Annotated in this window: 2 protein-coding genes (1 of these 2 running past the window's edge); both read right to left on the bottom strand. The window is 75.5% G+C overall.

The window, feature by feature from the left end; all coding sequences use genetic code 11:
* Positions 1-12,572, bottom strand: partial view of an SDR family NAD(P)-dependent oxidoreductase gene (locus J5Y05_RS32205; RefSeq protein ID WP_210870411.1) — the 5' portion only. 7,222 nt of this gene lie to the left of the window's left edge; only the first 12,572 of its 19,794 coding nucleotides appear in the window; the start codon lies at positions 12,570-12,572; its stop codon lies beyond the left edge, outside the window.
* On the bottom strand, positions 12,569-15,889 hold the full coding sequence (gene fabD / locus J5Y05_RS09815; RefSeq protein WP_281730704.1) for an ACP S-malonyltransferase: 3,321 nt from the start codon (positions 15,887-15,889) through the stop codon (positions 12,569-12,571). The genes J5Y05_RS32205 and fabD overlap by 4 nt, the downstream gene beginning before the upstream one ends.

Here is a 15,889-nt window from a genome sequence, read left to right as displayed (position 1 = left end):
GTCGGACCCCGGCCCTCCGGGGTGGTGAAGTCGAAGGCGCTGACGGCCTGGAGGGCGGCGTCCAGCACCGTGGGGTGGAAGGCCGGGTCCCCGGGTACGGTGCCCGCCTCCGTCGTGCCGTACGCGGCGAGGACGTCGCTCTCGCCCACCCGGACCTCGCGCAGGCCCCGGAAGAGCGGCCCGTACTCCAGGCCGAGGGCGCCGAACCGCTCGTACACCTCGTGCCGGTCCAGCCGGGTGGGGCAGCGGCGCCGGAGCGCCGCCAGGTCGACCGGGTCAGGGCCGGGGAACGCCGAGTCGGCGGGCCGTTCCTCCCAGGTGCCCCGGGAGCAGGTGACGGGGGGCGTCCGCGTGCCGGAGGACGCGACCACCTCGTACTCGACGAGGCCGTCCTTCTCGCGGAGCCGCACCTCCACCTCGCGCGGGTGCCCCGGCTCGATGTCCAGGGGCCGCAGCCAGACGGCCCCGGTGAGCCGGAAGTCGCCCGTGCGGCGGGTGCGGAGCGCGGTGTGGGCGAGGGCGAGGTGCGCCACGCCGGGCAGGACCGGCCGGCCGTGGACCAGGTGCTCAAGGACCCGGCGGTCCGACGCGTCCAGCCGGACGCGCTGGGTCCAGGTGCGCTCGCGGTCGGGGGCGCCGGGGACCCAGTACCGGGTACGGGCGAACGGGTGCGGCGGCAGGGAGAGGCGGCGGGGCCGCTCCCCCGGGTACAGCCGCTCCCAAGCGATGTCCGCGCCCTCGGTCCAGCGCCGTGCCACGGTCCGGGGGTCCTCCCGGTCCGGGCGCGGGAGCCCGGCGGCCCGCTCGGTGGCGGGCGTGGTGGCCGGGCCGGTGACGCCGTGCCAGGTCCGCCCGTCGGGCGCCTCGCCCCGGGTGAAGGCCGCGAGGGAGGCGGCGAGGTCGCGGGCGTCGGCGCAGACCACCGCGAGACGGTGTTCCCGGTGCTCGCGCCCGAGGTGGAGGGTGTACGCGAGATCGCGCAGGTCACGGCGGGCGGTAAGGCTCGCGGGGGCGAGGCGGGTGACGACGTCCTTCACGGAGCACGCGGCCAGGGGCTCCCCGCCGCCGTCGGCCGGGCCGCACCGGTCCGCGATCCACTCGCGCAGCGCGCCGAAGGCGAGCGGGCCGAGGCCGAGGTCGCCCAGCGGCTCGTCGGTGGGCACCTCGTCCGGGAGCACGCCGAGCGCGTCGGCGACGAGGGCGATCAGCTCCGGCTCGATCCCGTCGGCGCCGGAACCGGTCCGCGTGCCGGCGTCGGCGGCGCCGGGACCGGCGGGCCCGTCGGCGACCGCCGCGGCCATCCGCCCGGCGTACTCCCGCAACTGCTCGCCGGTGCGCGCCGACAGCACGAACACCCGCTCCGGGCTCGCCCCGGAGAGCGAGGTGCCGGGGAGCGAGGTCCCGGGGAGCGGGGACCCGGGGGTGTGCGGGAGGTGTTCCTCCAGCAGGACGTGGCCGTTGGTGCCGCCGAAGCCGAAGGAGCTGACCGCGGCGCGGCGGGGCAGCTCGCGCCCGTCGGGTCCGGTGCGCCTCGGCCAGGGCTCCGTCGTCCGGGGGATGCGCAGCGGGCCGCCCTGGAGCTGGATGTGCGGGTTCAGCTCCCTGATGTGGGGGCTGCCGGGCAGCCTGCCGTGCCGCATCGCCAGGACGGCCTTCACCACTCCGGCCATGCCCGCGGCGGCCTCCAGGTGGCCGATGACCGGCTTGACGGAGCCGATCGCCGTGCACGGTTCGGTGAGCCGGGGCCGTCCGGCGCGGTCGCGCAGCTCGCGGAACGCCTTCTTGAGGCCGTTGATCTCGATCGGGTCGCCGAGCGCGGTGCCGGTACCGTGCATCTCGACGTACCCGACGGTCTCCGGATCGACGCCGGCCTCCTCGAAGGCGGCGACGATCAGGGAGGACTGGGCGTTCGGGTTGGGGGTGGTGAGGGTGTTGACCCGGCCGCCGTGGTTGACCGCGCTGCCGCGGATGACGGCGTGCACGTGGTCCCCGTCGCGTACGGCGGCGGACAGCGGCTTGAGGAGCAGGGCGGCGGCCCCTTCGCCGCGCACGTACCCGTCGGCGGCGGCGTCGAAGGTCTTGCAGCGCCCGTCGGGGCTGAGCATCCCGGCCCGGGAGAAGGAGACGTAGATCGTCGGGGAGAGCAGCAGGTTGACCCCGCCGACCAGGGCGGTGTCGCAGCTCCCTGCCCGCAGCGACTCGACCGCCGTCCGCAGCGCGACCAGGGAGCTGGAACAGGCCGTGTCGATGGGGAAGCTGGGGCCGCTGAGGTTCATCAGGTACGAGACCCGGTTGGCCAGGATGGCGTGGAAGAGCCCCGTGGTGGTGTACGCCTCGGTGGGCACGCCCGCCTCGCGCAGCAGGTCGTAGTACTCGTGCGTGGCCACGCCGACGAAGAGGCCGGTGCGTCCGGCCGAGAGGTCCGAGGGGCGGTAGCCGGCCTCCTCGACGGCCCGGTGGGCGGTCTGGAGGAAGAGCCGCTGCTGCGGGTCCATCAACTGGGCCTCGCGGGGCGAGACGCCGAAGAACCGGGCGTCGAAGGTGTCGACCTCGGGGAGGAATCCGCCCCATTTGCTGACCGTGGTGCCCTCCCGCCGTCCGGTCGGGTCGTAGTGGTCGCGCCAGTCCCAGCGGTCGGCGGGGATCTCGGAGATCAGCTCGTCACCGGCCTCGATGTGCCGCCAGTAGGCGTCGAGGTCGGGGCAGCCGGGCATCTCGGCGTGCATGCCGACGATGGCGATCGGCTCGGGCCCGGCGGGCGCGGCAAGCCCGGCGGGCGCGGCGTCCGAAGGGAGCGCCGGGGCGGCGGGGGCGGCTTCCCGGACGGTGGCCGTCGCGGACGCGGCGGGGTGATCCGGCTCGGAGGGCGGCGCCGGGCGGTCGTCGGCTGCCGGGGCCCCGACGTGGCGGCCGATCTCGTCGGGGAAGGTCTCCAGGAAGTGGTCCGTGAGGTCGTCGACCGTCGTGTACTCGAAGAAGGTGGCCGGGGTGATGTCCAGGCCGAGCCGTTCGTTGAGCCGGTTGGCGAAGCGGCTGAAGGAGAGCGAGTCGAAGCCGTAGTCGCCGATCGAGGCGGCCGGGTCGATGCGCGCCGGATCGAGTTTGACGATGCCCGCCGCCTCGTCGGTCAGGACGGCGCGCAGGGCCGTCTGCAGTGCCGGTGCCGGTGCCGGATGGTCCACCGTGTCCTCCCCCTCGTCCACGGGGGACCCGGCCGCGGCCGGCCTGCCGTCCCCCTCCCCTCCGAGCCCCTGCGCCGGGTCCCCGGAGGGCTCCGCGCCGAGCAGTTCCGCCACCTTCGCGCCGTCCCCGCCGACGAACAGGACGGGACCGGGCGGCCCGTCGAGCACGGCGTCGAGCGCGGCCAGGGCCGGCCCCGTCTCCAGCGGCAGCAGTCCGAGGCCGGCCCGCAGCCAGGCCCGTACCTCGTCGTCGACGGTCATCCCGCCGTCCTGCCAGAGCGGCCAGTTCACCGCCGTGGTGTGTCCCCGGCGCGCTCCCCGCCGGCACTGCTCGTCACGCCACCGGGCGAACGAGTCCAGGAAGCCGTTGGCGTAGGCGTATCCGGCCTGTCCGGCGCTGCCGAGCGGGGCGGCGACCGAGGAGAACAGGCAGAAGACGTCGAGGGGCTGCCCCCGGGTGGCGGCGTCCAGGTGGAAGGCGCCCCAGAGCTTGGGCGCGAGTACCTCGCGGAGCCGCCGCGGGTCCTGGTGGACCAGGTAGCCGTCGCGCAGCACACCGGCGCAGTGGAAGACGCCGTGCACCTCGCCGAAGGCCGTCTGTGCCGCGCGTACGGCGTCGGCGGCGCCCTCGGGCCGGGAGGTGTCCGCCCGTACGTAGTGGGCCTCGCCGCCGTCCTCGGCGATCCGGGCGAGGAGCGCGTCGACGCGCTCGTCGTGGGGCGAGCGTCCGGCGAGGACCAGGCGGGCCCCGTACCGGTCGGCGAGCCTGCGGGCCACCAGGGTCCCGATGCCGCCCGTGCCGCCGGTGACGAGATGGACGCCCCGGGGGCGGAGCACGGCCCCGCCCCCGGTCAGAGGCGTGCTGTGCGCGGTCCAGGTCCGCACGGCCCGCCGGCCGTCCCGGTGCCGGATCTCGGCGAACGCCCCCGACCCGCCGTGCAGTTCGGCCGCGAGCGTCCGCGCGGCGGCGTCGCCCCCGGCCAGGCCGGCCAGTTCCGCGGCCGGCAGTTCGACGAGGGCGGTGGAGAAGCGGACGCTCTCCCGGGCGAGGGTGCGCAGGAAGCCGCCGAGCGCCGCGTAGCCGGGCTGCTCGCCGCCGGTCCCCGGGTACGCGCACACCAGCCGGACCGGGCCGCGGTCGCCGGAGCGCAGCAACGCGCGCACCAGGTGGAACAACGGCATCAGCCCGTCGTCGAGCTGCGCCCGCACCGCGTCGGCGCCGCCGGTGAACACGGACGCGGGCAGGGCGTGGACGATGCCGAGCCCGCCCTCCCGGCCACGCGCCCCGCCCAGCACTCCGAGGTCGGTCAACTCCCCTGCCAGACGCTCGGCATCACCGGCGTGGGACGGGCGCAGGGTGACGGTGTGCCGCCCGCCGCCGTCGGCCGACCGGTGGAAGGCGGCACCCGGGGTGACCACGACGCCCGGGATCGTGCCGCCGGAGGCGACGGCCGAGGCGAGCGCGTGTCCCGCCGCCGGGGAGGGGGCGAGGACGAGGATGCCGGTGAGTGCCCGGCGCGTGTCCGCCGGGGGTCCGCCCGGGGTCCAGGCCGGGCGGAAGAAGGTCCCCGCCGGCCGGACGGCGGACCGCTCGGGCTCCGGCTCGGGCGTGGGCTCGGGGGCGAGGGTGGGGGCGGCGGGGGCGGCGGGGGCGGGGGCGGCGGTGCGCCAGGGGCGGAGCCAGAAGTCGCGGACCGTCAGGAGGACCCGGCCGCGCTCGTCGCAGAGCCGTACCTCGATCTTCTTCCCCGCCTCCGTCCAGGCACGGACGACGACATGGGCGTACCCGCGGCGCGGGGTGCCGTGGGCCACGTCGAGGGACCCGATGGTGAACGGCAGGTGCAGCCGTCCGCGCCCCTCGCGCCGCTCGATCAGCCACAGCGACGCCTGGAGCGCCGAGTCGAGCATCGAGGGGTGGAGGAAGAATCGGTCCGCGCCGGCCTCGGCGGCCTCGGGAAGCCGGATCTCCGTCAGCGCCTCGCCCTCGCTCCACCACACCCGGCGCACACCCTGGTAGGCGGCCCCGAGGCCGAGGCCGAGCCCGTGCACGAGGGCGTAGAACTCCCCGGCGTCGGCGCGGTGTTCGCACCGGCCCCGGATGCCGTCGAGGTCGGCGAAGCGGTCCTCCCCGGCGGGCTCGGCGGCGGTGGTGTCGGCCTTGCCCCGCCCGTGCACCCGGCGTCCGCCGTCGCCGTCGACGCTGTACAGCTCGTACGACCAGGTGTCGGCGCCCCGCTCCAGGCCCAGGTGGAAACGGGCGGGGGCCGGGACGGTCATCGCCTCCGACCAGACGTTGTTCCGCAGGCGCACCGCGGGCCGCCCCAGGAGGCGGGTCGCCTCCCTGACCATCTCCAGGTACCCCACGGCGGGGAAGATCGGGACCCCGTCGACCCGGTGGTCGTCGAGGAAGGACTCCTCGCCGGTGAAGTCGGCGAAGGTGCCTCCGGCGGCCTCCGAGACCCCGGTCACGAAGGGGTGACCGGCCGGGTCCCGGAGGGCCGCCACCGGACCGGCCAGGCCCCGGGAAGCCACCGGTCCGGCCGGGCCCTGGACAGCCGACGATTCGTCCAAGCCCGGTTCATCCAGGCCCAGTTCGTCCAGGCCCGGTTCATCCAGGCCCGGTTCATCCAGGCCCGGTTCATCCAGGCCCGGTTCGTCCTCCGCACGGCCCGGGTTCTCACCGGCCTCCGCCGCGGCCCCCCGCACGATCTCGGGCAGCCAGTGCCGCTCCCGGGCGAACGGGTAGACGGGCAGCTCCACATGGCGCAGGGGCTCCGGGTGGAGCCGCGCCCAGGGCACCTCGGCGCCGGCCACCCAGCACTCCGCCAGCGTGGCCAGGTCGCGGGAGGCCAGCGCGTCCGGCACCGCTTCCCGCGCCGCCCGGCGCGCTGCGGGCGTACGGTCCCCCGGCGTCCAGCAGCGGTCGGCCGGCGGACGGCCCCCGGCCACCTCGGCCAGGCGCCCGGCGAGTTCGCGCGGGTCGGAGGCGAGCAGCGCGACCCGCTCGGGCAACGGCTGTCGGCGGACCTGGAGTTGGTGGGCGACCTCGGAGAGGCGCAGGTCGGCGTGTGGCCCGGCGAGGTGCCGTGCCAGGTTGGCGCAGTGCTCGCGGAGCCGCTCGGCGTCCTTGGCGGAGACGACGATCAGGTGCTCCCCGTCCGGGGCGCCGCGCGGCGCCCGGGGCCCCCGGTACTCCTCGACGACCACATGGGCGTTGGCCCCGCCCGCGCCGAAGGAGCTGATCCCGGCCCGCCGGGGCAGCTCACGCCCGTCGGCACCGGTCTTGCGGGGCCAGGGCGACGCGTCCCGCTGGAGGCGGAAGGGCGTGCCGGCCAGGTCCAGCCGCGGATTCTCCCGTTCGGCGTGGAGGGAGGGGACGAGGGTGCCGTGGCGCAGTTGCAGCAGCACCTTGGTCAGGCCGGCGATGCCCGCGGCGGACTCCAGGTGACCGATGTTGGTCTTGACCGAGCCGAGGGCGCAGCCGTCGCCCTCCCCTCGGCCGGGGACCGGCACGTCCCGGAATGCCTGGGTGAGTCCGGCGATCTCGATCGGGTCGCCGAGCGCGGTGCCGGTGCCGTGCGCCTCGACGTACCCGACCGACTCGGGCGCCACCCCGGCGTCACGCAGCGCGGCCCGGACCAGTTCGGCCTGGGCGCGCGGGTTGGGCACGGTGAAACCGCTGGTGCGGCCCCCGTGGTTGACGGAGGTGCCCCGGACCAGGCCGAGGACGCGGTCGCCGTCCGCGAGGGCGCGGCGCAGCGGCTTGAGGAGCAGCGCGCCGGCGCCCTCGCCGGGCACGAACCCGTCGGCGGCCTCCCCGAAGGCGTGGCAGCGTCCGGTGCGCGACAGCATCCCCATCTGGGAGAGCCAGCGGTACTTGGCGGGGTGCAGGTAGAGGTTGACGCCGCCGACGAGGGCCATGTCGCACTCGCCCCGGGCCAGGCTCTCGCGGGCCAGGTGGACGGCGTGCAGGGAGGAGGCGCAGGCGGTGTCGACGGGCATGCTCGGACCGTGCAGGTCGAGCCAGTAGGAGATCCGGTTGGCGACGGACCACGGGGTGGAGGTGGGGATGACCGGGTCGTCGGCGCTCCACCGCTCGGGGCCCCACAGCAGGTACGTCTGCGTGGTGACGCCCGCGAACACCCCGACCCGGCGCTGCGCGGGGTCGTCGGGGTCGCCGAGGCGCATGGGCGGGTACCCGGCGTCCTCGAAGGCCGACCAGGCGACCTCCAGGAAGATCCGCTCCTGCGGGTCCATCGCCTCCGCCTCGCGCGGCGAGATGTGGAAGAACAGCGGGTCGAAGCGGTCGACGCCGTCGAGGAAGCCGCCCGAGGAGCAGTCGATGCCGCTCTCCCTCGGCAGCTCCCCGGTGGCCGTAAGACCCCAACTCGTACGCCGGGCGGGCGGAATGCCGGTGACGCAGTCCCGTCCGTCGGCGAGGTTCCGCCAGAAGGCGTCCAGGTCGGGGGCCATGGGGTAGCGGCCGGACATGCCGATGACGGCGATGGCCTCGCGGTCCGCTCCCCCCTCCGCCCGCGCGCCCGATTCCGCCCGCGCCGTGACGACGTGGCGTACGGCCGGGGCGGCACCGTCCGGCCTCACCCCCGTGTCCGTTCCCCCGTCGCCGGACCGGGAAGCGTCTTCCCGCCCGGTCCCCTCCTGATCGGCGCACCACGCGGCCAGTTCCGCCGGCCGGTGCGCGGCGATCCGCTCCGCGGCCTGCGCCAGGGTGCGGCACTCGAAGAGCAGGGTCTGCGGAACGGGCCCCAGGTCCCGCTCCACGCACGCGTTGAACTGGCTGACCCGGATCGAGTCGATGCCGTACTCGTCGAAACCGAGGTCCGCGTCCACCTGGTCCGGCGCGACACCCAGCAGGCCGGCGAGGACACCGGTCGCATACCGCACGGCCCGCTCCAGCGGCTCTCCCGCACCGGCGTCGGCCGCGCGCTCCCGCGCTACCGGCCCGGGGTCCTCCCGCCCGCCGGACGACAGCCAGGCAGCGCCCTCGCCGGTGGCGTGGACGAAGGCACGGTGCCCGGCGGGACCCGCCAGGACCCGGTCGAGGAGGGCCAGCCCCTCGGGCGCCGGCAGCGGGAACACCCCGCGCTCCGGCCGGAAGACGCCGCCGCTCCCCTCGGCGACGGTCATGCCGCCGCCCTCCCACAGGGGCCAGCCGACGGCCACCGTCCGGCCGGAGCACAGCCCTTGGCCGCGCAGGCGCTCCCGCTGGTCCGCGTAGGCGTCCAGGTAGGCGTTGGCGGCGGCGTAGTCGGTCTGCCCGGTGTTGCCGGAGACGGCGACCACGGAGGAGAACAGGACGAAGAAGTCCAGCGGGTCGTCACGGGTGGCCCGGTCCAGACGGTCCGCGCCGAGGACCTTGGAGGCGAAGACCGAACGGACGTCGTCCAGGCCCTTGGTGGCGAGCAGGCCGTCACGGAGCACGCCCGCCGCGTGGAGGACCCCGTCGATCCGCCCCCACCGTGCGCGCACCCGGGCCACCACCGCTTCCGCCTGCTCGGCGTCGGCCACGTCGGCGCGGAGGTAGACGGCCCGGGGATGGTCCCCGCCGAGGAGCCCGGCCGGCGCCGCCGACCGCTCCGCCGACAGCTCGGACCGCCCGACCAGCGCCACCCGGACGCCCTCGGTCCGCAGCAGGTGCCCGGCCACGATCCGGCCGAGCCCGCCCGCGCCCCCGCTGACCAGGTACACCCCGCCCGGCCGGACGCCGGTGTACGCGGCCGGGGCGCCCTCGGCCTCCTCGTACCGCGCCACCCGGCGCGTACCACCCGCGACATGGACCGTGTCGTCGTCACCGCCCCACTCGGCCGCCGCGCACCGCCAGACGTCCGGATCGGCCGGTCCGCCGTCCACGGTCACCGTGCGGAGCCGCACCCGGGCGGTCTCCCGGCGGAGAGCGCGGGCGAGCCCGCCGAGCGCCGCCGTCTCCGGCTCCCCCGCCCCGGGTGCGCCCGCGCCCGCGGGGCGGAGGCAGATGACCTCGGTCCGGCCGTCCTCGCGGGCGGCCCCGGCGGCCTTCGCCAGCAGGAAGGCCCCGTACACCGTCTCGGTGAGCCGTTCGCCGACGCTCGTGCCGGGCCGGGGCGCCACCAGGTGGATGATCCGGGACGGCGCCTCGCCTTCCGCTTCCAGGGCGGTGAAGAGCCGCCGCCAGTCCCCTTCCTCGGCGGCCCGCACCGTCCAGGCGCCGGTGTCCTCGTCGTGTCCGTACGCCCCACCGAGCAGGACCCAGCGCGGCCGGTCCCCGGGCAGCGCCTCCCGCACGGCCTCCCGTACCTCCTCGTGGCACCGCTCCGGTACGACGATCAGCAGGGGCCCGCCGACGCGGGGCCGCCCCTCCGGCAGCGGCGCGTCCCGCAGACGCCGGGACAGCTCCCGGAGCGCGACGCCGTCCCCCCGTGCCGGAAGGTCACCGTCCGACCCGGGCACCCGCGCCCGCACCCCCGGCACCCGGGCCTCCGCCCCCGGTACCCGGCCCCCCGTCCCCGGCGCGGCCTCCGCCGCGCCCGTCTCCCGCCGCAAGCGGTGCTCGCCGCGTACGAACTCCGTCGTGGGCAGGGAGAGCACGCGGCCCGGCGCCCCGGTGCCGGTGCGCCGCCAGTCCAGGCCGACGCCGCGCAGCCACAGCTCCAGCAGCGGCCCGGCGAGCGAGTCGGCCAGGGTCTCGGGCCCGTCGACGACGACCTCCGCGGCGACGGACTCCACGGCCCCGACCGCGAGGACGGCCTCCCCCGCGTCCGCCGGAGACTCCGCCGCCGGGGTGGCGGCCCAGGACCTCAGCTCGTCGACCCCGGCGGACGGCGCGGAACGCGCCCGCAGCAGCGGACAGCCGCCCCCCTCCCCCGGAATCCGCCCGAGCCGCTCATGGGCCCGCTCGGCCACCTCGGCCGGCACGGTGCCGTCCCCGAGGACCAGGGCGATGGCGTCCTCGCGGGTCAGGACGTCGAGGGCGAGCAGGTCCAGAACCTCCCGCGCCTCGGCGTTGCCGATCTCCCGTTCCCGGTCGATGCCCCACTTCCGGTGCACCAGGTCGAGCGCGTTCTGCACCGCCAGCGCCCGGAGGGTGGCCGCCGGTCCGGCGGTGTCACCGGCCGACCGGCGCCACTCGTCACCGTCCCCCGGCAGTCGCGGGCCGCCCTCGCCGCGCTCCGCCAACAGCCGGTCCCACTCCCGGAGATGGCCACGGAAGGTGTGCTGGACGTCGGCGAGCCGCGCCGCCCGCCCGTGCAGCGCCGCCACCTCGTCCGCACCGGCGCGCAGCCCCTCCCGGAGCGCGGTGAGGTAGTCGGCGTCCAGCCGGTACGGGGACAGGAGACGGCCGGTGACCGGCTCCGCGAACGCGATCCGCGGCGCCCGCGGTGCCACCGAGCCCCCGGGCTCGTCCCCCCGGGCGAGCGCGGCGGCGTCCTGGACGTCCAGCACGCCGGCCGCCGCGAGCGCGGGCCACACCCCGGCACCCTGCCCGGTCACCGTGCCGGGCGCGAAACCGGCGTCCAGCAGCGCACGTACCGTCAGATAGGTGAAGAGGAAGGCGTGGTGCGGGCTCTCGCCGCCCCGGCGCAGCTCGCGCAGGCCCGCCGCGCTCGCCGGGGAGTGGGCGCGCAGCCCGGCCACGGCGTCGGCGTAGAGCGGGGAGGCGAGGAGTCCGGCCAGTCGGCGCCGGGGCGGCACGGCGAGCGGCCCGACGACGAGGCGCCAGGGGCCGGCGACGGCGGCGGGTGACGGGGGCGCCGAACGCAGCAGGGCGGCGATGTCCCCGGTGTCGGAGACCAGCCCGCCGAAGCGGTACGGGAAGTGCTCCCGGCCGGCCGCGAGGGTACGGCAGATGTCGGCGGCCGGCTCCCCGGCCCAGCCGCCTGCCGCCGCCTCCTCGCGCCAGCGGGCGAGCAGCAGCCCCAGGGAGCGGGGGCTGCGGGCGGAGAGGAGGAAGGGGTGGCGTCCGCGCGCCGGACGGCGACCACGGCCCGACGGCACGGGGGAAACCGCGGTCGGCTCCCGGTATTCCCCGTATTCCCCGTGTTCCCCGTGTTCCTCACATTCCTCGTATTCCTCCACCACCACGTGCGCGTTGACCCCGCCCATGCCGAAGGAGCTGACCCCCGCGCGGAGCGGCTGCCCCTCCCGGTGCGGCTGCCACGGCACGCTGTGCCGGGTCACCTCGAACGGGCTGTCCGCCCAGCGGATCAGCGGGTTCAGGTCGCGGATGTGGAGGCTCGGCGGCACCGTCCGGGCGCGCATCATCATCAGGACCTTGATCAGCCCGGCGACGCCCGCGGCGGCCTCCAGGTGCCCGATGTTGGGCTTGACCGAACCGATGCGGCACCAGGCGGTCTGCGCCGACGCGGGCGAGAAGACGCGGTGCAGCGCCTCGACCTCGATCGGGTCGCCGAGCGAGGTGCCGGTGCCGTGCGCCTCCACGTAGGTGACCGTGCGCGGCTCCCATCCGGCGCGGGCGAGCGCGGCCGAGACGACCTCCCGCTGGGCGTCGGCGCTGGGGGCGGTGATCGTGCCGCCGCGGCCGACGTGGTTGACGGCGCTGCCCGCGAGGACGCCGTAGACGTGGTTGCCGTCCCGGACGGCGTCCTCCAGCGGGCGCAGCAGCACCATGGCGACGCCGTCCCCGGGCACGTAGCCGTCGGCGTCGTCGGAGAAGGTCTTGCACAGGCCCTCGGGGCTGAGCATCCGCGCCTTGGAGAACGAGAGGTACTTCCACGGGTGCAGGTTGAGGCTGACACCGCCGGCGAGGACGTAGTCGGCCTCGCCGTCGAGCAGGGCGCGCATCCCCGAGTGGACGGCGACGAGCGAGGAGGCGCAGGCGGCGTCGACGGAGACGCTGGCGCCGCGCAGGCCGAGGGTGTGGGAGACGCGGTTGGCGAGCAGGCAGTCGTAACCGCCGAGCCCCGAGTGGCTCTCCACCGGGGCACCGTCCCGGGCCGTCTCCTGGAGGTGGTCGCGGGCCATCACGCCGACGTACACGGCGGTACGGGCGCGGCTCAGGTCGCGGAGCGGGATGCCGGCGTCCTCGACGCAGTGCCAGGTCTCCTCCAGGACCAGGCGCTGCTGGGGGTCCATCAGCGCGGCGTCGCGCGGGGAGAGCCGGAAGAAGGCGTGGTCGAAGGCGTACGGACGGTCCAGGAGGCCGCACCACTTGCTGACGGCGGTGTCCGGGCGGGAGGGGTCGGGCGAGTAGTGGCGGCCGGTGTCCCAGCGGTCGGGGGTGATCTCGCGGACGGAGCAGACGCCGGTGTCGAGGTTGGTCCAGTAGGCGCGGTGGTCGCGCGCGCCGGGCAGCCGGCAGCCGATGCCGACCACGGCGATCCGGCCGGCGGTGCCCCGCGCGGTGTCCCGGCGGTGCCGGGCCGTCGCGGTCACCGGCGGGCCTCCGCCCCGTGGGCGTCGTGCAGGTGGCGGGCGGTGGCCTCCATGAGGCGGACGCCGATCTCGTCGACGTGGCGTGCGCGCCAGTCCTCCAGCCTGGTGCCCTTGACCCATTGGTTGAAGGCGCCGAGCGCGGGCCCGCAGTGGACCTGGAAGTCGACGCGGCTGTCGGCCGAGCCCGCCATGGCGGCCCGCTGGCTGTGCCCGAAGTACCAGCGGAACACCAGGGCCATCCGGTGCTTGGGGTTCCGCTCGGCCTTCTCGACCTCCTCGGGGTCCCGCTCCGCGAAGAACTCCCGGGTCTCCCGCCACACGTCGGCCAGCGGCCTGCGGAAGTAGCGCTGCTCTATCAGCGCGCGGGTCTCGGGGTCGATCTCCTCCAGCGACGCGTGGCGCCGGTACAGCTCGTGGAGTTTCCTGGCGCGCGCCGGGAAGAACACGCCGCGTTTGAGCACCTGGACCTGGGCGCCGAGTTCGAACATGTCGCCGGCCGGGGCGTAGTCGGTGTCCTGGACGTCGATCTGCTGGAGCATGTCCTTGGCCAGGTCGCTCATGTCGGCCTCGACGGTGCACTGGTTGATCGACCCGGTGAGGACGAAGTCGGCGCCGAGCAGGAAGGCCGCCGCCGCTGCCTCGGGGGTGCCGATGCCGCCGGCGGCGCCGACCCTGACCCGGTCCGGGTAACTGAATCCGCCCGTGATCCGGTCGCGCAGGCGCTGCATGGCGGGGAGCAGTACGAGGAGGTTGCCCCGGTCGGTGTGGCCGCCCGAGTCCGCTTCGACGCAGAGGTCGTCGGCCATGGGGACCTGGGTGGCGAGCGCCGCCTGTTCGGCGGTGACCAGGCCCTCCTGTTCGAGGAGGCCGACCAGTCGCTGCGGTGGCGGGCTGAGGAAGCTCTCGGCGACCTCCGGGCGGGAGACCTTGGCGATGAGGCGGTGGGTGATGCGGACCTCTCCGTCGGGTCCCTTGGTCAGTCCGCTCAGCCGGTAGTGGACGAGCGCGCGGGTGACCTTCATGAAGGCCGACGCCTCCACGGTGCGGATGCCCCGGGAGAGGAGCAGGTCGACGGTGTCGTCCTCGACGGCGGGCAGGGTCGGGTTGTGGACCAGGTTCACGCCGAAGGGGGCGCCGGGGCCGAGTTCGGCGGTGATGCGGTCGACGGCCGAGGCGATGCGGGCCCGTTCCAGGCCGCCGCTGCCGAAGAAGGCGAGGAGCCCGGCGCGGGCGGCGCGGATGACCAGGTCCTCGGAGGCGATGCCCCGGTACATGGAGCCGCACGCGTACGCGTACCGGGTGCCGTAGGCCGTACGGAACGCCTCGCTGCCGAGGCCGCGCGCCTGCGGGGTGCCGCCGTCCGGGCGCTGGCCGGAATCCGCCCGGCCGGTGCCGGTGTGGGCGGGTCCCGTGCGGGTCGGTCCGGTGGCTCGCGCGGTGGTGGTCGCGGCGGGCGGGGGCTGCGGGGCGGGGGTCTGGCGGATGCGGTCGACGAGCCGGGTGAGGACGGTGCCGGGCCCGGTCTCCTGGAAGTCGGTGACGCCCCGCTCCAGGAGGTGGCGGATGCCCTGTTCCCAGCGGACCGGCCGGACCAGTTGCTCGGCGAGCGCGTGGCGCAGCCCGTCCGGGACGTGCTCGCGCCCGGTGACGTTGGCGATGACGGGGACGGTCAGCGGGCCGAAGGCGGTCCCGGCGAGGAACTCCTCGAATTCCCCACGGGCCGGTTCCATGAAGCGGGAGTGGAAGGCACCGCTCACCCTCAGCGGGAGGAAGTTCCTGGCGCCGGCCCGCAGAAAGGCGTCCCGAGCCCCGTGGACGCGCTCTTTCGCCCCGGAGAGGATCAGTTGGTCGGGTGAGTTGTAGTTGGCGACGTCGACGTCGGTGAGGCCGGATTCCGTGAGCACGGTACGGATCTCTTCCTCGTCGAGTCCGATGACGGCCGCCATGCCTCCGTCGCGGACCCTGCCCATCAGCCGGCCGCGTTCCATGACGAGACGCAGTCCGGTAAGGAAGTCGAAGGCGCCCGCGGCGAAGAGGGCGGTGTATTCGCCGAGACTGTGACCGGCGAAGAAATGCGCGCCGTGCCATCCCCCGCGGACCCGGTCCAGGTAGGAGAGGGCGGAGACGGTGTACAGGGCGGGCTGGGTGAATTCGGTGGAGTCGAGCCGGCGGTCCGGGTCCTCACGGCAGAGTTCGGCCACCGAGTAGCCCAGTATCTCGTCGGCACCGGCGACCAGTTCCGGAAAGCGTGGGAACAGGTCGGCGCCCATTCCGCGGGACTGCGAACCCTGGCCGGGAAAGATGATTGCCTTCATGCGCTCTCCACGGTGTGCCGGTTTTCCTGGTGCTGGGTGTCGGGGGCGCCGGGCGACCTCCCGCAGGCGCTCCAGGCTCTGTCCTTCGCGGGCGAACGGGTCGACCAGTGCGAGAGCCTTCGACCGGGATTCCGGCGCGAAGTTCCGGGTGGCGAAATTCGCCATCGTGGCGGAGGGCCCGAGGTCCAGATAGAGCAGTTCGCGGCCCTGGCCCTCCAGGTGCAGGACGGCCTTCCGGAAATCGATCGGTTCCCTGACCATGCGCCAGAAGTGGTCGACGCCGAGGTCGTCCAGGGTGGTCCCGGCGGCGCAGGAGACGAAGGGCACGGCGGGCGGGCGGACCCGGAGTCCGGACAGGGCCCGGCGGTAGGGCTCGGCCGCCACGTCCATGAGCCGCGAGTGGAAGGCGTAGGTCACCGGCAGCCGCTGGCAGAGCCGGCCGTCCGCCCGCAGCCGGGCCTCCTGCCGGGCGACCCGGTCCGGCTCCCCGGTGAGGACGAAGTGCTGGTCGAAGTTGACCGCGGCGAGTTCGAGACCGCCACTGAGCCGCTGGTCCAGGGACTCGTTCCGGCCATGCGTCCGGTAGGCGCGGATGTCGTCGAGGACGGCGATCATGCCGCCCGGCGGGCAGTGACGGTCCACCAGGCGGACCTGCTCGGCGATGGAACGCGCCAGGTCCTCGACGTCCAGGACGCCGGCCGCCGCCGCCGCGGCGAACTCCCCCAGGCTCGCGCCCAGGACGTGGCCGGGCCGGACCCCTTCCGCGCGAAGCGTCTCGACCAGGGCCAGCTCCACCATGAGAATGGCCGGATGCGTGTACGCCAACGTGTCGAAGGGGTCGGCCGCGGTGCGGTCCTCCCGGTAGATCTCGCGCAGTACCCCCGGTAATCCGGCATCGCCGAAGACGGTGTCCAATGACCGCATCGTGCGCGCGAAAACCGGGTGTGCGCGATATAATTCCCGAGCCATCCCGTAATACTGAGATCCCTGCCCGGAGAACAT

It is taken from the genome of Streptomyces tagetis (genome assembly GCF_018069565.1).
GTDB lineage: Bacteria > Actinomycetota > Actinomycetes > Streptomycetales > Streptomycetaceae > Streptomyces > Streptomyces tagetis.
The sequence above is the reverse complement of the archived record's forward strand: the minus strand, read 5'-3'. Positions and strand labels throughout refer to the sequence as shown.